The sequence below is a fragment of the Streptomyces sp. CBMA291 genome (genome assembly GCF_014596525.1).
In the GTDB taxonomy this organism is placed as follows: domain Bacteria; phylum Actinomycetota; class Actinomycetes; order Streptomycetales; family Streptomycetaceae; genus Streptomyces.
The window spans coordinates 13,309-33,985 of the sequence record NZ_MSJP01000070.1 but is presented as its reverse complement, the minus strand read 5'-3'; the positions used below and the strand labels follow the sequence as shown (position 1 = coordinate 33,985).

General features: G+C 72.7%; 19 protein-coding genes and 1 pseudogene. 8 read left to right on the top strand and 12 right to left on the bottom strand.

Going from position 1 to position 20,677, the window contains the following annotated elements; all coding sequences use genetic code 11:
• Positions 1-135: 135 nt before the first annotated feature.
• The 4 genes and pseudogenes from BU197_RS17835 to BU197_RS17820 form a co-directional block, all read left to right on the top strand.
• Positions 136-453 (top strand): annotated as a pseudogene (locus BU197_RS17835) (urease accessory UreF family protein); the annotation flags it as partial.
• A gap of 129 nt (positions 454-582) precedes the next feature.
• The gene (ureG, locus tag BU197_RS17830) at positions 583-1,260 is read left to right on the top strand and encodes an urease accessory protein UreG (RefSeq protein WP_188269276.1); all 678 of its coding nucleotides are present in this window, start codon (positions 583-585) and stop codon (positions 1,258-1,260) included.
• Positions 1,257-2,000 carry an urease accessory protein UreD gene (locus BU197_RS17825; RefSeq protein WP_188269275.1) on the top strand — a complete coding sequence of 248 codons (744 nt, stop codon included), beginning with the start codon at positions 1,257-1,259 and terminating at the stop codon, positions 1,998-2,000. The genes ureG and BU197_RS17825 overlap by 4 nt, the downstream gene beginning before the upstream one ends.
• A gap of 177 nt (positions 2,001-2,177) precedes the next feature.
• Positions 2,178-3,758, top strand: a complete 1,581-nt coding sequence (locus BU197_RS17820) for an alpha/beta hydrolase (RefSeq protein WP_188269274.1) — start codon at positions 2,178-2,180, stop codon at positions 3,756-3,758.
• 158 nt (positions 3,759-3,916) lie between these two features.
• Here BU197_RS17820 and BU197_RS17815 read toward each other — a convergent pair whose 3' ends face one another.
• Positions 3,917-4,957 carry an NAD-dependent epimerase/dehydratase family protein gene (locus tag BU197_RS17815; protein ID WP_188269273.1) on the bottom strand — a complete coding sequence of 347 codons (1,041 nt, stop codon included), beginning with the start codon at positions 4,955-4,957 and terminating at the stop codon, positions 3,917-3,919.
• A 9-nt stretch (positions 4,958-4,966) separates the two neighbouring features.
• Positions 4,967-5,755, bottom strand: coding sequence for a lysophospholipid acyltransferase family protein (locus BU197_RS17810; protein WP_188269272.1), 789 nt, complete (start codon positions 5,753-5,755; stop codon positions 4,967-4,969).
• A gap of 76 nt (positions 5,756-5,831) precedes the next feature.
• Between BU197_RS17810 and BU197_RS17805 the strand changes: the two genes are divergently transcribed.
• Positions 5,832-6,863, top strand: a complete 1,032-nt coding sequence (locus tag BU197_RS17805) for a DUF3048 domain-containing protein (protein WP_188269271.1) — start codon at positions 5,832-5,834, stop codon at positions 6,861-6,863.
• 95 nt (positions 6,864-6,958) lie between these two features.
• Here BU197_RS17805 and BU197_RS17800 read toward each other — a convergent pair whose 3' ends face one another.
• From BU197_RS17800 to BU197_RS17780, 5 genes are all read right to left on the bottom strand, one after another.
• Positions 6,959-7,180, bottom strand: coding sequence for a hypothetical protein (locus BU197_RS17800; protein ID WP_188269279.1), 222 nt, complete (start codon positions 7,178-7,180; stop codon positions 6,959-6,961).
• Between the two features lie 193 nt (positions 7,181-7,373).
• Positions 7,374-8,324, bottom strand: coding sequence for a cytochrome c oxidase assembly protein (locus BU197_RS17795; RefSeq protein WP_188269270.1), 951 nt, complete (start codon positions 8,322-8,324; stop codon positions 7,374-7,376).
• A gap of 104 nt (positions 8,325-8,428) precedes the next feature.
• Positions 8,429-9,454, bottom strand: coding sequence for a 6-phosphofructokinase (locus BU197_RS17790; RefSeq protein ID WP_188269269.1), 1,026 nt, complete (start codon positions 9,452-9,454; stop codon positions 8,429-8,431).
• A gap of 158 nt (positions 9,455-9,612) precedes the next feature.
• Positions 9,613-10,341, bottom strand: a complete 729-nt coding sequence (locus BU197_RS17785) for a type 1 glutamine amidotransferase (protein WP_188269268.1) — start codon at positions 10,339-10,341, stop codon at positions 9,613-9,615.
• A gap of 19 nt (positions 10,342-10,360) precedes the next feature.
• Positions 10,361-11,608, bottom strand: a complete 1,248-nt coding sequence (locus BU197_RS17780) for a Mur ligase family protein (RefSeq protein WP_188269267.1) — start codon at positions 11,606-11,608, stop codon at positions 10,361-10,363.
• A 126-nt stretch (positions 11,609-11,734) separates the two neighbouring features.
• Here BU197_RS17780 and def point away from each other — a divergent pair, with 126 nt between their 5' ends.
• A complete protein-coding gene (gene def, locus BU197_RS17775) occupies positions 11,735-12,295 on the top strand; it encodes a peptide deformylase (RefSeq protein ID WP_188269266.1) in 561 nt (186 codons plus the stop codon).
• Positions 12,296-12,401: 106 nt separating this feature from the next.
• Here the strand turns inward: def and BU197_RS17770 are convergent, their stop codons facing one another.
• The gene (locus tag BU197_RS17770) at positions 12,402-13,049 is read right to left on the bottom strand and encodes a TetR family transcriptional regulator (RefSeq protein ID WP_188269265.1); all 648 of its coding nucleotides are present in this window, start codon (positions 13,047-13,049) and stop codon (positions 12,402-12,404) included.
• Positions 13,050-13,209: 160 nt separating this feature from the next.
• Here BU197_RS17770 and BU197_RS17765 point away from each other — a divergent pair, with 160 nt between their 5' ends.
• Positions 13,210-14,424, top strand: a complete 1,215-nt coding sequence (locus BU197_RS17765) for an acyl-CoA dehydrogenase family protein (protein ID WP_188269264.1) — start codon at positions 13,210-13,212, stop codon at positions 14,422-14,424.
• Positions 14,425-14,465: 41 nt separating this feature from the next.
• Here BU197_RS17765 and BU197_RS17760 read toward each other — a convergent pair whose 3' ends face one another.
• On the bottom strand, positions 14,466-14,951 hold the full coding sequence (locus BU197_RS17760) for a VOC family protein (RefSeq protein WP_188269263.1): 486 nt from the start codon (positions 14,949-14,951) through the stop codon (positions 14,466-14,468).
• A gap of 139 nt (positions 14,952-15,090) precedes the next feature.
• Between BU197_RS17760 and BU197_RS17755 the strand changes: the two genes are divergently transcribed.
• Positions 15,091-16,464 carry a cytochrome P450 gene (locus BU197_RS17755; RefSeq protein ID WP_188269262.1) on the top strand — a complete coding sequence of 458 codons (1,374 nt, stop codon included), beginning with the start codon at positions 15,091-15,093 and terminating at the stop codon, positions 16,462-16,464.
• A 60-nt stretch (positions 16,465-16,524) separates the two neighbouring features.
• Here the strand turns inward: BU197_RS17755 and BU197_RS17750 are convergent, their stop codons facing one another.
• The 3 genes from BU197_RS17750 to BU197_RS17740 form a co-directional block, all read right to left on the bottom strand.
• Complete coding sequence (locus BU197_RS17750; protein ID WP_188269261.1) at positions 16,525-17,736, bottom strand: helix-turn-helix domain-containing protein; 1,212 nt, start codon at positions 17,734-17,736, stop codon at positions 16,525-16,527.
• A 214-nt stretch (positions 17,737-17,950) separates the two neighbouring features.
• On the bottom strand, positions 17,951-18,892 hold the full coding sequence (locus tag BU197_RS17745; protein ID WP_188269260.1) for a hypothetical protein: 942 nt from the start codon (positions 18,890-18,892) through the stop codon (positions 17,951-17,953).
• 95 nt (positions 18,893-18,987) lie between these two features.
• Positions 18,988-20,649, bottom strand: coding sequence for a DUF6801 domain-containing protein (locus BU197_RS17740; RefSeq protein WP_188269259.1), 1,662 nt, complete (start codon positions 20,647-20,649; stop codon positions 18,988-18,990).
• Positions 20,650-20,677 lie beyond the last annotated feature (28 nt).

Genomic DNA, 20,677 nt, shown 5'->3' with positions numbered 1-20,677 from the left:
CCCCCCCCCCCCCCGCCCCCCCCCCCCCCCCCCCCCCCCCCCCCCCCCCCCCCCCCCCCCCTCCCCCCCCCCCCCCCCCCCCCCCCCCCCCGCCCCCCCCCCCGGCCCCCCCCCCCCCGCCCCGGCCCCCCGCTTCCCGCCGGCGCCCACCAGCCCGTCGTCCTCGGCACCGCCGCCCGCGCCGCCGGACTCGGCCCCGAGGACGCCGCCCACTGCGTCGCGTACGAGACCGTCGGCGGACCGGCCACCGCCACCGTACGGCTCCTCGGACTCGACCCCTACCAGGCCACTGCCGTCCTCGCCCGCCTCGCCCCCGAGATGGACGAGGTGACCGAACGCGCCGTCACCGCCGCCCGACAGGGCCTCGACGCCCTGCCCGCCGCCTCCGCACCGCTGCTCGACCTCACCGCCGAACAGCACGCGGCCTGGCCCGTACGCCTCTTCGCCTCCTGACCGAAGCCCCGCCGGGTGAGGCCCCGTCCGCCCCGCCCGGCCGGTCAAGGGCGACCGGCGCCACCCGGCCAGACGGGGCCGACCGGCACCACCCCGCCCCCGCCCGCCCCACGACCCAAGGAGTCACCCATGCATCTCGACCACGGCCACGACCACCTCGGTGCCGTCTCCGCCGACGCCCACCGCCCCGACGGGCGCCGCCGCGCCCTGCGCATCGGCCTCGGCGGGCCCGTCGGCTCCGGCAAGACCGCGACCGTCGCCGCCCTCTGCCGGGAACTGCGCGACACCCTCTCCCTCGCCGTCGTCACCAACGACATCTACACCCGGGAAGACGCCGAGTTCCTGCTCCGGCACGCCGTCCTGCCGCCCGAGCGCATCCGGGCCGTCGAGACCGGCGCCTGCCCGCACACCGCCATCCGCGACGACATCTCCGCCAACCTCGAAGCCGTCGAGGAACTGGAGGACGCCGTGGGCCCCCTCGATCTGATCCTCGTCGAATCCGGCGGCGACAACCTCACCGCCACCTTCTCCAAGGGGCTCGTCGACGCCCAGATCTTCGTCATCGACGTCGCGGGCGGCGACGACATCCCCCGCAAGGGCGGCCCCGGCGTCACCGCCGCCGACCTCCTCGTCGTCAACAAGACCGACCTCGCCCCCTACGTCGGCTCCGACCTGGAACGGATGGCCCGCGACGCCGGGGAGCAGCGCGGCGAACTGCCCGTCGCCTTCACCTCGTTGCGTGCCGAGAACGGTGTCGCCCCCGTCGCCGACTGGGTCCGTGCCCGGATCGGGGCCTGGACCGCGTGAGCCTGCGCGCCACCGCCCGGATCGCCGCCGAAGCCGGAGGCGGGCTGCCGCTCCTCGTGAGCGAAGGGCCCCTCGCCCTGCGGCGCACCCGGGCCCCGGAGCCGTATGCCCGGGTCACCGTCGTCGGGGCGATGAGCGCCCCGCTCGGCGGCGACCGGCTGGCCGTCGAGACCGAGGTACGCGAGGGGGCCCGGCTCCTGGTCGACGCCGCCGCCGCCACCCTCGCCCTGCCGGGCCGGAACGCCGAGCCCGCCACATACGACGTACGGCTCACGGTCGGCGAGGACGCGGCGCTCCGCTGGCTGCCCGAGCAGCTGGTCTCCGTCCACGGCTCCGACCTGCGGACCCGGACCACCGTCGACCTCGCGGCCACCGCCCGGCTCGTCCTGCGCGAGGAACAGATCCTCGGCCGCCACGGCGAACCACCCGGCACCCTCGTCACCCGGCTCACCGTCCGCCGGGCCGGGCGGCCCCTCCTCGACCAGGAACTCTCCCTCGGGCCCGGCGCACCCGGCGGCTGGGACGGCGGGGCCGTCCTCGGCGGGCACCGGGCCGTCGGACAACTCCTCGTCGTCGACCCGGAGTTCGACCGGGCTCCGGTGGCCACCCGGCTCCTCGGGGAGCACGCGGCCGTGACCCCGCTGGCCGGACCCGCCGCCCTCGTCACCGCCGTCGCCCCGGACGCGCTCGCCCTGCGCCGCCTCCTCGACACCGCTTTGGCGTGGCTCGCCCCGCTCTGACCCACCTCGGGCGAGCCACCGGAACGTCACCGCTCAGCGGTACACACGTCACCGGTTATTGGTTCGGCAAAGAAACGCGCGTACGCCCTTTCACGGTGAGCCCCTCAGACGAAAGGATCCCCCGACAACCAACACGAGGCGCTGCCACGGGGGCGGCGCCCAGCTGGGGGAGGACCTGTGAGACGTACGGCAGTGCTCGGCTCGGCCGGCACTCTGATAGCCGGAACGCTCGTCGTGGGCGGACTCGCCGCCCCGGCGGCGAACGCCGACAGCTACCGGCACCTGCGCGGCGCCGAGTCGATCGGCGTCACCGTCGCGGCGGCGCGCGCCGCCGCGACGGGCATCGACTGGAAGGACTGCCCTGCCGACTGGGGCCTGGAGAAGCCCATCCAGTGCGGCTGGGTCACCGTCCCCGTCGACTACGCGAAGCCCAACGGCAAGAAGATCAAGATCGCCGTCGACCGCATCAAGGCCACCGGCACCCCCGCCGAACGCCAGGGCGCGCTCCTCTACAACCCGGGCGGCCCCGGCGCCTCCGGCATGCGCTTCCCGCGCCGAGTCACCACCAAGAACGCCATCTGGGCGAACGCGGCCAAGGCCTACGACTTCGTCGGCTTCGACCCCCGAGGCGTCGGCAACTCGGCCCCCATCTCCTGTGTCGACCCGACCGAATTCGTCCGGGGCCCCAAGCCCGACCCGGTCCCCGACACCGAGGCCGACAAGCTCAAGCAGCGCAAGCTCGCCGCCGACTACGCCAAGGGCTGCGCCGAGAAGAGCGGCGACATGCTGCCCTTCATGAACACCCCCAACACCGCCCGCGACCTCGACGTCATCCGCGCCGCCCTCGGCGAGCAGAAGCTCAACTACGTCGGCGTCTCCTACGGCACCTACCTCGGCGCGGTCTACGCCACGCTCTTCCCGACCCACGTCCGCCGCATGGTCTTCGACAGCGTGGTCAACCCCTCGACGCGGAACATCTGGTACGACTCCAACCTCGGCCAGGACATCGCCTTCGAGGGCCGCCTCAAGGACTGGATGACCTGGGTCGCCCAGAACGACGCCACCTACCACCTCGGCGACACCCTCGCCAAGGTCCGGCAGCAGTGGACGACCCTGCGCGCCACCGCGAAGAAGGCGCCCCTCGACGGCAAGGTCGGCCCCGCCGAACTCATCAACTTCTTCCAGAACGCCCCCTACTACGACTCCATGTGGGCCCCCGTGGCCGAGGCATGGAGCGCCTACGCCGCCGGTGACCCGCAGCCGCTGATCGACTCGGCCGCCGCCGACCTCACCGACACGGCCGGCAACATCTCCTCGGAGAACGGCAACGCCGTCTACACCGCCGTCGAGTGCGGCGACGCCCCCTGGCCGACCAGCTGGCGGAAGTGGGACCGGGACAACACCCGCCTCCACCAGCAGTACCCCTTCATGACCTGGGCCAACGCCTGGATGAACCTCCCGTGCGCCACCTGGGCCGCGCCGCACCAGCGCCCGACCGAGGTCAAGACCAACAAGGGTCTGCCGCCGGTGCTCATCACCCAGGCCGAGCGCGACGCCGCCACCCCGTACGAGGGCGGTGTCGAGCTGCACAAGCGGTTCAAGGGCTCGCGCCTGATCACGGAGAAGGACGCCGGTTCGCACGGCATCACCAACCTGCTCAACCCGTGCCTCAACACCAAGGTCGAGGCCTATCTGCTGACCGGCAAGCTGGACGCCAAGGACCAGACCTGCGCCCCGCACGCCACCCCGAAGCCGTAACCACGCCCTCGGGCAGGTGAAGAAGGGAGGGGCGGCCGCCCGACGGCCGCCCCTCTCGTCACACCAGCCCCTCTCGTCACACCCGCCCCGCGTACACGGCCGCCCCTCCCGTCACACCACGCGCCCCGCGCACGCGGCCCCCCGCCGCCCCTCCCGTCTCACCTTCGCGACGCCAGCCACGCGTCCTCCGTCGCGTAGTCGAACCAGTCGAAGTCGTACTTCTCCAGGGCCGGGAAGGCCTCCAGCCACCCTCGTCCGGTCAGCCGGTCCGCCAGCCACTCCACCGTCGCGGGCAGCGACTCGGCGTACCCCACCACCGGCCGGTACCCCAGCGCCCGTTCCGCCTCCGACATGTCGAACACGATCGGCCGGTCGGTGCCCCAGGGCGTCTGCCCCAGCCGCTCCACCGGCGGCGCGCCGTCCACGAGCACGGTCTCGCTCTCCACCCCGACGACCGCGTCCACCGCCGTGCAGATCTCCGCCACCGTCGGCGCCTCCCCGTCCGCCGCGTTCAGCACCCGCGTCCCCGGATTCGCCGCCGCGAGCCGGATCAGCTCCGCCAGGTTCTCCACGTGCGCCGGATGGAACCGGGACGTCCCGCCGTACGCGAGCACCCGCACCGGCCGCCGGTCGAGCGCCCGCTTCACGAAGAACAGCTCACGGGGGGTGCGGCAGTACGGACCGTGGATCGCGCCCGCCCGCAGCAGCGTCGTCGGCAGCCGGTCGCCCGCCGCCAGCAACTCCCGCTCCAGGGCCACCTTGCGGGTGCCGTACGTGGAATCGCCCGGCGCCACCGTCGTCAGCGACTCCGGGATCGGCACCGGATAGCGCGGGAAGCCCTCCGGCCCCTCGTGCTGCGTGTCGAAACTGCGCCCGCGCTCGTCCTGGTACACCGCCCCGCTGGAGACCACCACGGCGGAGCCGATCCGTCCGGCGAGCCCGAGCAGCTGCGCCGCGTGCCCCCCGTCGTAGGCCACCAGGTCGACGAGGACGTCCTGCCCCTCGCCGATCGCGTCCGCGAGGGCGCCGTCCTCCTCCCGGTCGAGCGCCACCGACCGGACCTCGGCCGGCCACCCCGCGTCCCTGCCGCCGCCCCGCGAGACGGCCGTCACCTCCCAGCCGTCCGCGACGAGCGCCCGCACGGCCGCCCGTCCCACCTGTCCCGTCCCGCCCAGCACGCACGCGTGTCCCTTGGTCATACGGGGACGTTACGTCCACGGGCCCTGACGGGTCCGGTGATTGCGCCGAGCGCGGATCCGCCCCCGGCGTTCCCCGGTGGGGAACTCCCGCGCCGTCCTCCCCTCGCCGGTCGCCGCCTTCTCCGCCTCCGCCGCCTTCACCACCGCCGCGTACTCGTCCACGTACTCCTGGCCCGAAAGCCGCAGGATCTCGTACATGATCTCGTCCGTCACCGCTCTGACCACGGCTTTCTCGCCTGCGCTCGCCGCGTGCCGGGAGAAGTCCAGGGGCTCGCCGAACCGGATCGCGACCCGCCGGATCCTCGGCACCACCTTCCCCGGCGGCTGGATCTCGAAGGTCCCCACCATCGCGCAGGGCACCACCGGCACCCCCGCCGTCAGCGCCATCACCGCCACCCCGACCTTGCCCTTGTAGAGCCGTCCGTCGTGCGAGCGGGTCCCCTCCGGGTAGATCCCGAGCAGCTCGCCCCGGCCCAGCACCCCGAGCCCCTCACGGATCGCCGCCTGCCCCGCCCCCTTCCCCGAGCGGTCCACCGGGATCTGGCCCACGGCCCGGAAGAAAGCGGCCGTGAGGCGTCCCCTGAGCCCCGGCCCGGTGAAGTACTCCTGCTTCGCCAGGAACGTGATCCGCCGGTCGAGCACCACGGGCATCAGGAAGTGGTCCGAGAAGGAGAGATGATTGCCCGCGATGATCGCCGCCCCCTCCTCGGGAACGTGCGCGAGCCCCTCGATCCGGGGCCGGAAGAGCAGCCTCAGCAACGGGCCGAGCAGGACGTGCTTCATGAGCTGGTAGAACATCCAAACCCCCGTTCGTCGTCCGTCCACCCGTTGTAACCGCGCGCGGCCCCGTGGTCCACTGGTGGAGGAGCGTCCCATGACCGGCGAGCACGGAATCAGACGCCCCGGCCGGGTCCTCACCGCGCTGATATGCGCGCTGACGGCGGCCGGGCTGTACGGCTGCTCGGGCACCGACCGGCGTGAACCGGCCCCGACACCCACCCCCACGAGCCCCGCGCCGACCTCTCCGGTCCCCGCCGGGCACTCGCCCTTCACCGGGCTTCCGGCCAGGACGGGACCCGTCCTCGCCGTCAAGATCGACAACGCGGCCGCAGCCCGCCCCCACACCGGCCTCGGCGCCGCCGACCTCGTCTACGTCGAACAGGTCGAGGGCGGCGCGACCCGGATCATGGCCGTCTACTCCTCCCGGCTCCCGGACCGCGTCGGCCCCGTCCGCAGCGCCCGCGAGTCCGACATCGAACTCCTCGCCCAGTTCGACCACCCGGCGCTCGCCTACTCCGGCTCGCAGACCGCCCTGAAGCCCCTGCTGGAAGCCGCCCCCCTCGAAGCCCTGCCCCAGGCGACCGCACCCGGGGCCTATGTCAGGGGCGACACCCGCCCGGCGCCCCACAACCTCTATCTGCTGCCCGCCCGCGCCCTCGCGGCCGCCCCGGACGCCGGGCCCGCCAAGGACATCGGCTTCCGCTTCGGCCCCACGCCCGGCGGCGGCACCCCGGTCAACGAGCGGACCGTCCGCTACCCGGCCGCCCGCTACACCTTCACCTGGTCCGCCCCGGACCGGGCCTGGCGGGTCGCGATGGACGGCGCCCCCGCCCGCTCCACCGACAGCGGACCGCTGAAGCCCTCGACCATCGTGATCCAGCACGTCGACATACGCGCCTCCCGCTTCCACGACTTCCTCGGCAGCGTCTCCCCGTACACGGTGAGCGTGGGCGGCGGCACCGCGCTCGTCCTGCGCGACGGCCGGGCGTACGAGGCCCGCTGGTCCCGCCCCGCGGCCGCCTCCGGCACCACGTTCACCACCCCTACGGGAACCCCGCTCACCTTCGCCGCAGGACAGATCTGGGTGCTCCTCGCCCCGGAGAACGCCCCGGGGAGCGCCCCCTAGAGCGCCCCTGAGCACGCGCCGGGCGTGTCTCGGGGGAGCCTCGCGCGTGCCTCGGGGGCGCCCGGAGAACACCGGGCGCCCCCGAGACCACGCCCCTACCTGGACGCGGGCCCCGGGCCCGAGCCCGTGGGCGGCCGGCCGGCCGGGGACGGGCGCGCCTCGCTGTCCGAGGCGATCATCCCGATGGTGGCCACGCCGAGCACCACCCAGCCGAACCAGAGCCAGCCGCTGCTGCCGAGCGCCACGGTGTAGGCCGTGGTCAGCACCAGTGCGGCGCAGGTGAGCACCGCCATCGTCTTCGTGGGACCGGACATCATCAGTCCGCCCTCCTCCCGACCGAGGTCGCGGAAGCCGTCCAGCCCATCGTGGCCCCCCGGCAGGGGCGCGCGCTACTCCCCGGACGCCCCGGCGTACGCCGGATACGCCACCGGGCCCGGTACGAGACCCCCCGGAGGGGATCCCGTACCGGGCCCGGAAGCGCGAACCGTCAGCGCGGGGGAGCGGCCACCGTCACCGGCCACGTGCCTGGAGCGAGGCCAGATAGGCGTTGTACGCCTCCAGCTCCTTGTCCCCGTTTCGGTCGGCCGCCCGGTCCTGGCGGACCGCCTGCCGCTGTTCGGAGTGGTACCACTGGTAGACCAGCGCGATCAGCACGAGCACGGACGGGATCTCGCTGAACGCCCAGGCGATGCCGCCCGCCGCGCTCTGGTCGGAGAGGGCGTCGATGCCCAGCGAGACCGGCGGGTTCTTGTAGGTCTCCACCAGCGGCTCCGAGGCCATCATCATCGCGATGCCGAAGAAGGCGTGGAACGGCATGCCCGCGAACAGCTCCAGCATCCGCATCACGTACCCCGGCCGGTGCGGACCGGGGTCGACGCCCATGATCGGCCAGAAGAACACCAGGCCGACCGCGAGGAAGTGCACCATCATCCCGATGTGCCCGGCCTTGGAGCCCATCAGGGTGTCGAAGAGCGGGGTGAAGTACAGCGCGTAGAGGCTCGCGATGAACATCGAGATGGTGAACACCGGGTGCGTGATCACCCGCATGTACCAGCTGTGCAGCAGCTTGAGCAGCAGCTCGCGCGGGCCGATCGAGCCGCGCGGCGCCGGCGGCAGCGCCCGTAGCGCGAGGGTCACCGGAGCGCCGAGCAGCAGCAGGATCGGCGACAGCATGGAGATCACCATGTGCTGCACCATGTGGACACTGAACATGACCATGCCGTAGTCGTTCAGCTTGGTGCACATCACCAGGGCCACGGTCAGTACGCCGACCGTGAAGAAGACCGTCCGGCTCACCGGCCACGCGTCCCCGCGCCGCCGCAGCCGCACCACGCCCCACCCGTACAGACCGAGCCCCGCGAGGCAGCCGATCAGGAAGAAGAGGTCGGGCGAGAACTCCAGGCCCCGCCCCAGCGTGAACGGCGGCAGATCCGTGGTCATGCCGTGCCCGCTGTGATCCATCGTGTGCACTCCCGGAGACCGATTCGCGCTTGTTGTCCGCACCAGACTAGAACCGCCCCCGGTCGCGACGGCGACCGGGGGCGGATGTCACGCGGGGGACCGGCTCAGACGATGCACTCGGCCTCGGCGTAGCGGTCCGCCGGGACCGTCTTGAGGGTCTCCACGGCCTCGCCGAGCGGCACCATGGTGATCTCCGTGCCGCGCAGCGCCGTGAGCATGCCGAACTGGCCCCGGTGCGCCGCCTCGACCGCGTGCCAGCCGAAGCGGGTCGCGAGCACCCGGTCGTACGCGGTGGGGGTGCCGCCGCGCTGGACGTGCCCGAGGATGACCGGACGGGCCTCCTTGCCGAGCCGCCGTTCCAGCTCCACGGAGAGCTGGTTGGCGACGCCGGTGAAGCGCTCGTGGCCGTACTCGTCCTTGCCGCCCGAGTGGAAGTCCATCGAGCCCTCGCGCGGCTTGGCGCCCTCGGCGACGACCACGATCGCGAACCGCTTGCCCGCCTCGAAGCGCGCGCCGACCCGGGCGGTCAGCTCGTCCATGTCGAAGGGGCGCTCGGGGACGACGACCGCGTGCGCGCCGGCGGCCATGCCGGAGTGCAGCGCTATCCAGCCGGTGTGCCGGCCCATGACCTCGACGACCAGGACGCGCTGGTGCGACTCGGCGGTGGTCTTCAGCCGGTCGAGGGCCTCGGTGGCGACGGTCACGGCCGTGTCGAAGCCGAAGGTGACATCGGTGGAGGCGATGTCGTTGTCGATGGTCTTCGGGACGCCGACGATCGGCAGACCCGCCTCGGAGAGCAGGTTCGCCGCCTTGAGGGTGCCCTCGCCGCCGATCGGGATGATCGCGTCGAGTCCCAGGTCGGCCACATGGCCCTTGGCCTGCTCGACGCCGCCGACCAGGTGCGCGGGCTGGACCCGCGAGGAGCCGAGGATGGTGCCGCCCCGGGCCAGGATGCCGCCGACCGCGTCGAGGTCGAGCTTGCGGTAGTCGCACTCCAGGAGACCCCGCCATCCGTCGTGGAAGCCGATGACCTCGTCACCGTGGTCGACCACCGCGCGGTGCACGACGGAACGGATGACAGCGTTCAGACCGGGGCAGTCTCCACCGGAGGTGAGCACGCCAATGCGCATAGCCCAAAAACCTTTGCAACGTGGGCCGACTCCCGGACCCCGTCGTCCGGCTGGATCCCCGCCACCCTATCGGTGCAGGGTGGCGGGGCCGAACCGGATGTCCGCACAGTGGACAACGTACGTGTGTACGGCATCCTTCGGGCGGGATGCGGAGCCCGTCAGGCGGGCTGGGTGGCGGCCGCGATGCGCTCGTTGCGCAGGGCCTCGTACCAGCGGTCGTCCGTCGGCGGCAGCGCGTTCACGTCGAGGGCCAGCTTCAGGAGCAGGTCCGCGATCTGCGGGTTGCGGGCCATGACGGGGCCGTGCATGTACGTGCCGAAGACGGTGTCGTTGTACGCGCCTTCGGTGCCGTCGCCGGTGCCGTTGCCGTTGCCGAAGACGGTCCGGGCGAAGGGGCGGGCCGAGGGGCCCAGATGGGTGATGCCCTGGTGGTTCTCGAAGCCCGTCAGCTGGGGCAGGCCCAGCCGGGGGTCGATGTCCGCGAGGACGTCGCCGACGCACCGGTCGGCCTCGCCCCGGGTCGAGATCACGTCGATGAGCCCGAGACCGGCCTCGCGCTCGCCGAGGTCGTTGATGAACTCGTGGCCCAGGATCTGGTAGCCGGCGCAGACCGAGAAGATGATCGCGCCGTTGGAGGCGGCCCGGCTGAGACCGCCGTCACGCCGCAGCCGCTCGGCCGCGAGCCGCTGCGGACGGTCCTCGCCGCCGCCGATCAGATAGATGTCGCCGGAGGTCGGGACCGGCTGGTCGCTGCGGACGTCGACGCGCTCGACATGGAGACGGCGCTGCTGGGCGCGGCGCTCGACCACGAGCACATTGCCCTGGTCGCCGTAGGTGCTGAGCAGGTCCGGGTAGACCCAGACCACTCGCAGGCTGCTCTCACTCATGCTGCAAGTCCTTTGCGGGTCAGTTGCCGACGCGGCGGCGGACGTCCTGGAACGCGGTGTAGTTGGCGATCAGCTCGATCTGTCCGGGCGGGGCCATCGAGACGGCCTCGTCCAGCGTCTCGCAGACGCGGAAGTCCACACCGGCGACCTCCAGACGGACCGCGAGGTCGAGCCTGCGGTCGCCGATCACCATGATCGGGTGCCCGGCGAGCCGGCCGTAGTCCACGTCCCACAGCCAGGAGGTGTCGGTGCCGTCGGCGCCGCGCGCGTTGACCGAGAGGATCACCGGGGCCGGCGGTCCGTCGATCAGGGAGAAGGTCTCCAGCCAGCCGGCCGGGTTCTTGGCGAGCAGCAGCCGCAGGTCGCGGCCCTGGAAGGAGACCACGTCGTAGCGGCCGGCGACCGCCTGCACCTGGTACATGCGTTCAAGGGCCACCTGCGGCGGCACCCCGAAGACGGCGGCGACGGCGGCCGAGGTGGCGGCGTTCGCCTTGTTGGCGCGGCCGGGCAGCTGGAGCCGGATCGGCCAGGCCGAACCGTGCGGGTCGAGCACGTGGTCGCCGTTGAGCGCCCAGCTCGGCGCGGGGCGGCGGAAGCCGCACTCGCCGCAGAACCAGTCGTCGCCCGGCCGCTGCATCACACCGCCGCAGGCGGGGCAGGACCAGGCGTCGTCCTTCCACTCCTGGCCCGCCGCGACCCACACCACGTTGGGTGAGGAGGAGGCGGCCCACACGATGAGCGGGTCGTCGGCGTTGGCGACGACCACGGCCTTGGTGCCGTTGAGGCCCTCGCGCCACTTCTCGGCGAGCATCCGGGTCTCGGCGGCGCGGTCGAGCTGGTCGCGGGAGAGGTTGAGCAGCGCGATCACCTTGGGCGTGGTGTCGCGGGCGACCCCGGCGAGGTACTTCTCGTCGACCTCGATCACGCCGTACCGGGCGTCCGAGCCGCCGGCCAGCGCCGAGGTGATGCCGGCGGGCATGTTGGCGCCGAGGGCGTTGGAGACGACCGGGCCGCTGGCGCGCAGGGCCTCGGCGATCAGCCGGGTCGTGGTCGTCTTGCCGTTGGTCGCGGACACCAGGACGACGTCCAGATGCTGCGCGAGCCGGCCGAGGAGATCGGGGTCGAGCTTCAGCGCCACCCGGCCGCCGATGACCGATCCGCTGCCGCGCCCCGCTGCCCGCGACACCGCGGCCGCGGCCTTGCCCGCCGTCACGGCCAGCTTGGCGCGCGGCGACAGCGGCTCTGGATTACCGGGGTGTCCTGACATCGTTCCTGTTCCTCCTTGCGTCGGTCCGGGCTCAGCCTATCGAGATCCGGTCAGCAGCCCGAACAGCGGCACCGTGGAGAGGCCGCCCGAAACGGCGAGGTCACGGCGGACCGTACCCTTACGGCCATGCGAAACCGGCCGATCCCCGGCAGTTCCGGCCTCGTCCGAGCGATGACCCTGCTCGGCGACCCCGTACTGCATTCCCCCTGCGAGCCCGTCACCGACTTCGGCCCCGAACTGGCCCGGCTCGTCGAGGACATGTTCGCCACGATGTACGCGGCGAACGGGGTGGGGCTCGCGGCCAACCAGGTCGGCGTGGGGCTGCGGGTCTTCGTCTACGACTGCCCCGACGACGAGGAGACCCGGCATCTGGGCCATGTGGTGAACCCGCGTCTGGTGGCGGCGGACGGCGAGGTCGTCCGGGGACCGGAGGGCTGCCTCTCGCTGCCGGGCCTCGAGGCGCCGACGCCCCGCCACGACCGCGCGGTGGTCGAGGGCGTACGGGTGGACGGCACGCCGATACGGATCGAGGGCACGGGATTCTTCGCCCGCTGCCTCCAGCACGAGACCGACCATCTGGACGGCGGGGTCTACGCGGACCACGTCTCGGGGTGGCGCAAGTCACGCCTGCTGCGCGCGATCCGCAAGCAGCCTTGGGGGACGCGGGCGTCGGCACTGGAGGGCTGAGGCCGGAATCCCGGGCCGGAACCCCGGGCCGGGCCGGAACCTCAAACCGGGTTGGAATCCCGGGCCGGGCCGGAACCCCGTTCCGGCTCCAGCCTCCCGTCCCGGGTCAGAACCCCGGGCCCCCCGGCAGGTCCGGGGCCTGGGCGAGGCGGCCCCAGAGGAGGTCCGCCATGCTCCGGACGAGTTCCTCGCGGGTGCAGGGGCGCTCGCCGAGCCACCAGTCGCCGGCCGCGTGCATCATGCCGACGATGCCGTGGCCCCAGATCCGGGCCTGTGTCTCGGCGCCGGGGCCGAGGTCGACGCGCTCGGCGATGACCCGGCCCAGCTCCTCGCCCATGCGGCGCAGCAGCGGCGCGGAGTGGCGGCCGACGTCGAAGCCCTGCTCGGTCTGCTGGGACTCCTCCGCCGGGTGCATGAGGAAGCGGTAGACCTGCGGCATCGCCTCGATCGAAGCGAGGTAGGTGTCAAGGGTGGACTCGACCCGGCTGCGCCGGTCGGCGGGTGCGTCGAGCGCGGCCCTGAGCGCGTCGAGCAGCGCGTCGGTGTGCCGGGTGGCGAGGGCCCGGTAGAGGCCCCCCTTGTCGCCGAAGTGGCGGTAGAGGATCGGCTTGGTGATGCCCGCCTCGGCCGCGATCGCGTTCATGGAGGCCTTGGGGCCGTCCCGCAGCACCACCCGGTCCGCCGCCTCCAGCAGTTCGCGCCGCCGCTGCTCGGCGGGCGTCTGCCGGTCGGAGGTCGGGTGTGCGATGTCCATGAGCGTGTCTCCCCGCCGTGGTTTTCCTGAGCCTTCGCAACGTAACACCCGGCAGGTCTCCGGTGCCGGGCGGGCCGAATCGCTCCGCCGCAGGTTGACAGCTCTTACCCGCCGGTAACAGACTACTGTTACCGGAAGTAACGCACTCCTTGGAGGCACGATGGGCGACTTCACGCTCGAACTCGACGAGGACCAGCGACAGGTCCGCGACTGGCTGCACGGCTTCGCCGCCGACGTCATCCGGCCCGCCGCCGCCGAATGGGACGAGCGTGAGGAGACTCCCTGGCCGATCATCCAGGAAGCCGCCAAGACAGGCATCTATTCCCTCGACTTCTACGCCCAGCAGTTCTTCGACCCGACCGGCCTCGGCATCCCCATGGCGATGGAGGAGCTGTTCTGGGGCGACGCGGGCATCGCCCTCTCCATCGTCGGCACCGGACTCGCCGCCGTCGGCGTCCTGGCCAACGGCACCGAGGAGCAGATGGGCACCTGGCTCCCGCAGATGTACGGCGACGCCACCGACGTCAAGGTCGCCGCCTTCTGCTCCTCCGAGCCCGACGCGGGCTCCGACGTCTCCTCCATGCGCACCCGCGCCGTGTACGACGAGGCCAAGGACGAATGGGTGCTCAACGGCACCAAGACCTGGGCCACCAACGGCGGCATCGCCAACGTCCATGTCGTCGTCGCCGTCGTCGACCCGGAACTCGGCTCCAAGGGACACGCCTCCTTCATCGTCCCGCCGAACACCCCCGGCCTCTCCCAGGGCCAGAAGTTCCGCAAGCACGGCATCCGCGCCTCCCACACCGCCGAGGTCGTCCTGGAGGACGTCCGCGTCCCCGGCAGCTGCCTCCTCGGCGGCAAGGAGAAGCTCGACGAGCGCCTCGCCCGCGCCCGGGAGAAGGCCAGAACCGGCGGCGAGCGCGTCAAGAACGCCGCCATGGCCACCTTCGAGGCCTCCCGCCCCTCGGTCGGCGCCATGGCCGTCGGCACCGCCCGCGCCGCCTACGAGGTCGCCCTCGACTACGCGAAGACCCGCGTCCAGTTCGGCCGCCCGATCATCGAGCACCAGGGCGTCGCCTTCCAGCTCGCCGACATGGCCACCGAGATCGACGCGGCCCGTCTCCTCGTCTGGCGCGCCTCCTGGATGGCGACGGCGGGCAAGCCCTTCACCCGCGCCGAGGGCTCGATGTCCAAGCTGTACGCCAGCGAGGTCGCCAAGAAGGTCACCGCCCAGGCCGTCCAGATCCTCGGCGGCAACGGCTACACCCGCGAGTACCCGGTGGAGCGCATGCACCGGGACGCGGCCATCTACACCATCTTCGAGGGCACCAGCGAGATCCAGCGCATGGTGATCGGCCGCGCCCTCGCCCGATAGCGGCAGGCGGCCCGCGCCCGGCCCTCGGGCCGGGCGCCCGCTCACACCACGCAGAACTCGTTGCCCTCGGGATCCTGGAGGACGACGGCGTAGTAATCCATGCCGTCCGGCTCGTCCATCACGTACAGCACCCGGGCCCCGAGGGCCGTCAGCCGCTCCACCTCGCCGTCCACCCGCTCCCTCCGCAGCGCCTGCGGGACCTCCCGGCCCCCGCCGACCTTGAGGTCCAGATGGATCCGGTTCTTGACGGACTTCGGCTCCGGGACCGCCTGGAACCAGACGCGCGGGCCCACCCCCGCCGGGTCCACCAGGGACTCCGGCAACTCGCCCACACCCTCCGACAGCTCCTCCGCCGGGACGCCGATCGCCTCCCAGTACGCACGCCAGGACGCGTGCCCCGCCGGCGGCGGCTCGGGGACGTAACGCAAGGCCTCCTGCCAGAAGGGGACCAGACGCCGGGGGTCGGCGCAGTCGATCGTCAGCTGAAGGGTCATCTCGGGCCGTTCGGCCGGTACGGGTCGCTCCATGACACGAGCCTCCCAGACCCCACTGACATCCGCCCTCCCGCCGCAACCGCCCGGATCCCGAACGGCGTTCGGACTGCCCCCCACGGGCCGTTTCCTGCGGGAGAATCACCGCGCACATCGACGATCGAGGGGAACGACCATGGCCGTCACCACCGGTACCGAAGCACCCGAAGTCGCGGGGAACCCACTGCTCGGCTCCATGCTGGAGCTGCGCGCCGACTCGCTGGGCACCTTCCTGCGCGCCCGGCGCGACCACGGCGACGTCGTACGGATCACCGCGGGCCCGCCCGGCATCCGCAGCACCGTCTACGGAGTCTTCTCCGCCGACGGCGCCCAGCAGGTCCTGGCGGGGGAGTCCGCCAACTTCCGCAAGGACAACAACTTCTACCAGGAGATCCGGGAGTCCTTCGGCAACGGACTGCTCACCAGTCAGGACGAGTCCTATCTGCGGCAGCGCCGGCTCGTCCAGCCGCTCTTCACCCGCCGCCGCGTCGACGGCTACGCCTCGGCCATCGCCGCCGAGGTCGCCACCCTCACCCGGGAATGGGAGGAGAGCGGCGCCGGGACCGTCGACATCCTCCAGGAGACGACCCGGCTCGCGCTGCGCGCCGTCGCCCGCATCCTCTTCGGCACGGACGTCGACGAGGCCGTGGAGATCGTGGAAAGCAGCTTTCCCGAGGTGGGCGCCTATGTCCTCCGCAGGGGCTACTCCCCGCTGAACGTGCCCCGGAACTGGCCCACCCCGGCCAACCGCCGGGCGGCCACCGTGCACCGGGCACTGTACGAGGTGTGCGACCGGATCATCGCGGCCCGCCGCGAGGCCGGGCGCGACCCCGGCGCGGGCGACGACCTCCTCACGCTCCTCGTCGCGGCGGAGAGCACGGAGGACGGCAGCTTCGACGCGGCCGAACTGCGCGATCAGGTCCTCGTCTTCCTCCTCGCCGGGCACGAGACCACCGCGACCTCCCTCGGCTTCGCCCTGCACCTCCTCGCCCGCCATCCCGAGGCGCGCGAGCGGGCCCACGAGGAGGTCGACCGGGTGCTCGGCGGCCGGGAGCCCGGCGCCGCCGACCTCGACGCACTGCCGTATCTCACCCGGGTCCTCAAGGAGGCCATGCGGCTCTTCCCCGCAGCACCGGTCATCGGCCGCCGCTCGGTCGCCGCGACCACGATCGGCGGCGTCGCCATTCCCGCGGGCGCGGACGTCATCGTGGCCCCCTGGGTCACCCACCGGCACCCGGACTACTGGACGGACCCGGAGCGCTTCGACCCGGACCGCTTCACGCCCGAGGCGGAGGCGGCCCGCCCCCGGTACGCCTGGTTCCCCTTCGGCGGCGGACCGCGCGCCTGCATCGGCCAGCACTTCTCGATGCTGGAATCGGGGGTGGCGCTCGCGATGATCCTCCAGCGGTACGACCTCGACGCCGTGGACGTCGAGGTGCCGATCAGCTCGGCGATCACCCTCCAGGTGGACGGCCCGGCCCGCTGCCGGCTGAAGCCCCGCACGCGCTGACGACGGGCGCGCCCGGCCGGGCCCCTGACAGGGAGTGGGGTCCGGCCGGGGAGCCGCCGTTCAGTCCGCCCGTTTCCCGGCCTGGAGGTGGAGCGAGCGCAGGGCCGCCTCCAGGGCGAAGCGGTGGTCGGGGTCGACGAGCCGGGGGCCGAAGTGGCTGTCCAGGTTCCGCAGCCGGTAGCGGACGGTCTGGGCGTGGACGCCGAGCATCTCGCCGACCTGTTCGGCGGGGGCCCGGGTGGAGATGTGGACCCGCAGGGTCTCGATCAGCCGGTCGCGCCGTGAGCCGGAGAGCCCGTCGAGCGGGGCCAGTTCGCGGCGGGTGAGATGGTCGACGAGCGCCGGGTCGGAGAGCAGCCACAACGTTGTCAGATGGTCCTCGCAGTGCACGACGGGGGCGTCCGGCACGATGCCCTCGTCGATGAGCTGGAGGACCCGCCGGGCCCACCGGAGGGAGTGGGCGGCCTGGGCCGGTGGCACGGTCGGGCCGACGACGGCGGGGACTCCGGCCAGGGCGGTGTCGAGCATCGCCAGGCGTTCGGGGGTGAGGGGCCCGGGGATCAGCAGGTGCGGCTCGGGGAGGGTGAGGTCGGCGAGGACGTCCCGGTCGAGCGCGCCGCGCGCCAGTTCGCCGGCCGGGGGGCGCAGGGCGACCAGGGTGCAGGTGGCGGGCAGCTGCCAGGACGCCTCCCGGCACAGCTCGGCGATGGTGGCGCGGGGCATCGGCGGTCCGGCGACGATCAGATGGAGCAGCTGTCTTCGCAGCGCCGCCACATCGCAGACCGTGCGGGCCTGGACCGTCAGATAGCCCTCACGGGAGAGGGCCTCCAGCTCCTCGACGTAGGCGAAGAGGGCGTCCGCGAAGGCGAGGATCAGGGTGGGGGAGAGGTTGTAGGTGAGCCCGATGCCGCGGACCCGGCGCAGGGCGATGCGGGCGCCGAGCCGGTAGGCCCCCTGGAGTGTTTCGAGGTCGCGGCCCTCGTAGGCCTCCACCCGGCCGAACTTGCGCAGCATCTCGTCCCGGAGGGCCGGGGTGGTGCCGGGGTCGGCGATCCGCTCGACGAAGGCCGTCAGGGTCTGCTCGACGCCGTGGCGGATGCCGTCGGAGTGGGGGCCGTTGAAGAGACGGGCGTAGACGGGATAGGTCCGCTGGACCTCCACGCCGATCTCCTTGAGGAGCCCGGGGATCTCCGGTCGCAGTATGTTGGCGAACTCCCGGGGGAGCGGGTCGAGCGGTTCACCGATGTGCGGTGACGGTGCGGTGGCGGGCATGACCGATCCCTTGCTTCCTGCGTGACCGGTGGGGGATGGACAGCGGCGCCCGTCCTGGCGGGGACGGGCGCCGCGGTGCACGGTCAGGTGCGTACCGACGGGGAGTGCTGAAGCTAGGACAACTGATCTGTGCTGTACACAACTTGCGCAAGAGTTGGTGTCCCGGAACGACTCCGTACCGCCGAGTAGGCCGGGAATCGACCCTGCGTGGCCGTTACTTGACGGCGGAGTGCCAGTTCTGGGCGAGCGTCCTGCCCGCGTTGGGGGCGGCGGTGCCGGGGGCGTACAGGCCGCCCAGGTAGGTCTGGGTGTTGTTGAGTACGAGGCTGTTCTTGCCGGCGGCCGAGGGCAGCCCGTTCTTGAGGTTGACGGCGCCGTCGAGGATGCCGAGGAGTCCGCAGCCGCTCGCACCGGGGACGGCGAAGGTCTTGTCGACCTGGGTGGAGCCGAGGAGGTTGAGGCGGCTCATGTCGCCTTCCTCGTTCGCGGAGCCGTTGCCGTCGAAGCGCTCGACGCCGAAGGCGGGCGCGTCGAGGTTGCGCGGGCGCAGCAGGATCGGGTTGGCCTTGGTGCCGATGTAGCAGTTGCTCCCCAGGATCGGGTTCTCCAGGTGGACGCGGACCGGGATGGTCACGATCGGCTGGTCCGTGAGGACGCCCGCGATCTGGTCGAAGTCGGAGGGGGTGCCGACCGATTCCAGGGTGGCGGTGATCTTGTTGAGGTCGGCGTTGGTGATCGACTTGCAGACGTCGGAGATGAGCGGGATGTCGTTGGGGCACATCAGCCCGAGCAGTCCGCCGGGGACGGTGGCGGAGTCGGCGATGATCGCACCGGCGGCGGGGGCGACGACGCTGCTGGTGCCGTCCGGGTTCTGCACGATGCCGAGCTGGAGATCGCTCTTGCCGGTGACCACGGTGCTGTTGCCCAGCTTGATGGTGCCGTTCGCCGAGAAGGAGGAGACGCACTGCGGCGACTTGTCGAGACCGTCGGCCGCGAGCATCGGCGCCGCGTCGACGGGGCAGCGGGAGAACGGCGCCCAGGAGCCGTTGAGCACCGGGGTCGTCGCGGCGGTCGCGGTGCCGACGGCGGCGAAGGAGCCGAGCGCCGTGAGCGCGGCGAGACCGGCGAGCTTCGTGCGGGAGGAGACGAGCGGCATGGCGGATGCCTTTCGTTGACGTCGGAGGGGAGCGGTGACGAGTGCGGTACGGGAGTGCGCGCGGCCCGGGGGGACTGGCCGGGGCGGCGCGGGTCTCAGCGCTCGGGCTTGGGAACCACGTACGGCTGAAGGTCCTCGGTGCACTGAGGGTCGTCGGTCGGCACGTCGCTGAGGACGGTGCAGGTCTGCCCCTGCATCTGCTTGACGTAGTTGCCGGGGCCGGAGATGGAGGCGGTCAGCAGACGGTCGAAGTTCTCGCCGCCGGAGCCGCAGCCCTTGAAGGCCGGAATGGTCACTTCCCCGGTCAGGGGGCCGCCGCTGGTGAGGATGTAGCCCTGGGCGGGCTCGCCGAGGGGGATCTTCCCGAGGCCGGTCATCAGCAGGTGGTCGCCGGGGTACCGGGCGGCCTGGGGATCGGGCGAGGTGAGCGATGTCGCCGTACGGCAGGAGGGGCCCACGTCCAGCTTGACGCCGTCGACCTTGACGTCGAGCACCCGCAGGACGAGGGGGGCCCGGACCGTGTTGTCCAGGTAGTTGTCACCGGTGGCGACGATGCGGAGCAGCGTGCTGATGGTGATGGGGCCCGTCTGCTCCAGGACCATCGTGGCGGTGACCGGCTGGAAGTCGAAGGTCAGGAAGGTGGCGGTGAAGGGCGGGGTCTGCTTGCGGCCCTGGTAGGAGAGGTTTCCGTGCGACAGGGTGAACATGTGGAACTCGCCCTCCGGCGGCGGGTCCGGGGGGAACTCCATGAGTCCCTGCTCGATCAGGATGCAGGAGACCGGGATGAGCGAGGCGCCGTTCAGCTTCCGCACGTTGGCGTAGCCGGTGATGTACGCGGAGAGCGACATCGGGGTCGGGTCCTTGGTGAGGCAGGACGGCGCGGGGGGCCGGGGCGCCGGGGTGGTGCCCGGCGGCGTGCCCTCGTCGGCGGCCTTCGGCCCCCGGTCCGCCTGCTGTCCCGCCGCCTTCGGATCCTTCGGGGCGCCGTCCGTCGGTTCCGCGTCGCCCGGTGCCGTCCGGAGCGACGGCAGGGGGCGCGAGGGGAGCCCGGGGCCGGTGGGCGTGGGCGCGGAGGGCGAGGCGGGCGTGGTGCCCGGTTCCCCGGTGGGGGTTCCGGTTCCGGCGCCGTCGCCGACCGGGACGGTGGCGAGGAGCGTACGGTCCTGCGCGTCCGGTCCGGGGGCGCACAGGACGGAGAGGGAGGCGGTGGCGGGGGCGGCGGTCGTTCCTTCGGCGGTGCCGGGCGCCAGGTCCACGGCGAGGCTTCCGGCGGTGAGGGTCAGTTCGCCCGCGCGGTCGGTGGTCAGGGACGGCACGTCGCCGGTGGCGGTGAGGACGAGGGGCCCTTCGGCGGGTACGTCGACGGGCTGCGCCGTGCCCCTCCAGGTGGCTTCCGCGTGCTGTTCGCCCTGGGCCACGGCGACCGTGAGCCGGGTCTCGGCCCTTACGGTGGCGGCCTGGAGGGCGGCGAGGTCGGCCACGGCCGCCGCGGGGAGTTCCACCGTCGTGGTGACGTCGGCGGGCCGGATCTCCTCGCCCACGTCCGTCCGTTCGGGGAAGGCCGCGGTGATCCTGACCGTCGCGGCCTGCGGCCCGGAGGGCAGGGCGCAGACGTAGGGCAGCGCGGTGTCGACCTTCAGCGTCCCGACGGCGACGGCCGCCGCGGGAAGCAGGGGCGCGAGCGCCACGAACGCGGCGATCGTCGCGCCGCGCACACGGGCGCGGGCGGATCGAGAGGTGGGCCGTGGGCCTTTCATCCGATGCTCCGCTCGGGTCGTTCGTGGG

Coding starts and splice junctions, on each gene's coding strand:
- BU197_RS17760 (WP_188269263.1), bottom strand. CDS start 14,951: ATGGAGCGACCCGTACCGGCCGAACGGCCCGAGATGACCCTTCAGCTG.
- BU197_RS17755 (WP_188269262.1), top strand. CDS start 15,091: ATGGCCGTCACCACCGGTACCGAAGCACCCGAAGTCGCGGGGAACCCA.
- BU197_RS17800 (WP_188269279.1), bottom strand. CDS start 7,180: ATGATGTCCGGTCCCACGAAGACGATGGCGGTGCTCACCTGCGCCGCA.
- BU197_RS17765 (WP_188269264.1), top strand. CDS start 13,210: ATGGGCGACTTCACGCTCGAACTCGACGAGGACCAGCGACAGGTCCGC.
- BU197_RS17805 (WP_188269271.1), top strand. CDS start 5,832: ATGACCGGCGAGCACGGAATCAGACGCCCCGGCCGGGTCCTCACCGCG.
- ureG (WP_188269276.1), top strand. CDS start 583: ATGCATCTCGACCACGGCCACGACCACCTCGGTGCCGTCTCCGCCGAC.
- def (WP_188269266.1), top strand. CDS start 11,735: ATGCGAAACCGGCCGATCCCCGGCAGTTCCGGCCTCGTCCGAGCGATG.
- BU197_RS17750 (WP_188269261.1), bottom strand. CDS start 17,736: ATGCCCGCCACCGCACCGTCACCGCACATCGGTGAACCGCTCGACCCG.
- BU197_RS17740 (WP_188269259.1), bottom strand. CDS start 20,649: ATGAAAGGCCCACGGCCCACCTCTCGATCCGCCCGCGCCCGTGTGCGC.
- BU197_RS17770 (WP_188269265.1), bottom strand. CDS start 13,049: ATGGACATCGCACACCCGACCTCCGACCGGCAGACGCCCGCCGAGCAG.
- BU197_RS17745 (WP_188269260.1), bottom strand. CDS start 18,892: ATGCCGCTCGTCTCCTCCCGCACGAAGCTCGCCGGTCTCGCCGCGCTC.
- BU197_RS17785 (WP_188269268.1), bottom strand. CDS start 10,341: ATGAGTGAGAGCAGCCTGCGAGTGGTCTGGGTCTACCCGGACCTGCTC.
- BU197_RS17810 (WP_188269272.1), bottom strand. CDS start 5,755: ATGTTCTACCAGCTCATGAAGCACGTCCTGCTCGGCCCGTTGCTGAGG.
- BU197_RS17790 (WP_188269269.1), bottom strand. CDS start 9,454: ATGCGCATTGGCGTGCTCACCTCCGGTGGAGACTGCCCCGGTCTGAAC.
- BU197_RS17795 (WP_188269270.1), bottom strand. CDS start 8,324: ATGGATCACAGCGGGCACGGCATGACCACGGATCTGCCGCCGTTCACG.
- BU197_RS17815 (WP_188269273.1), bottom strand. CDS start 4,957: ATGACCAAGGGACACGCGTGCGTGCTGGGCGGGACGGGACAGGTGGGA.
- BU197_RS17780 (WP_188269267.1), bottom strand. CDS start 11,608: ATGTCAGGACACCCCGGTAATCCAGAGCCGCTGTCGCCGCGCGCCAAG.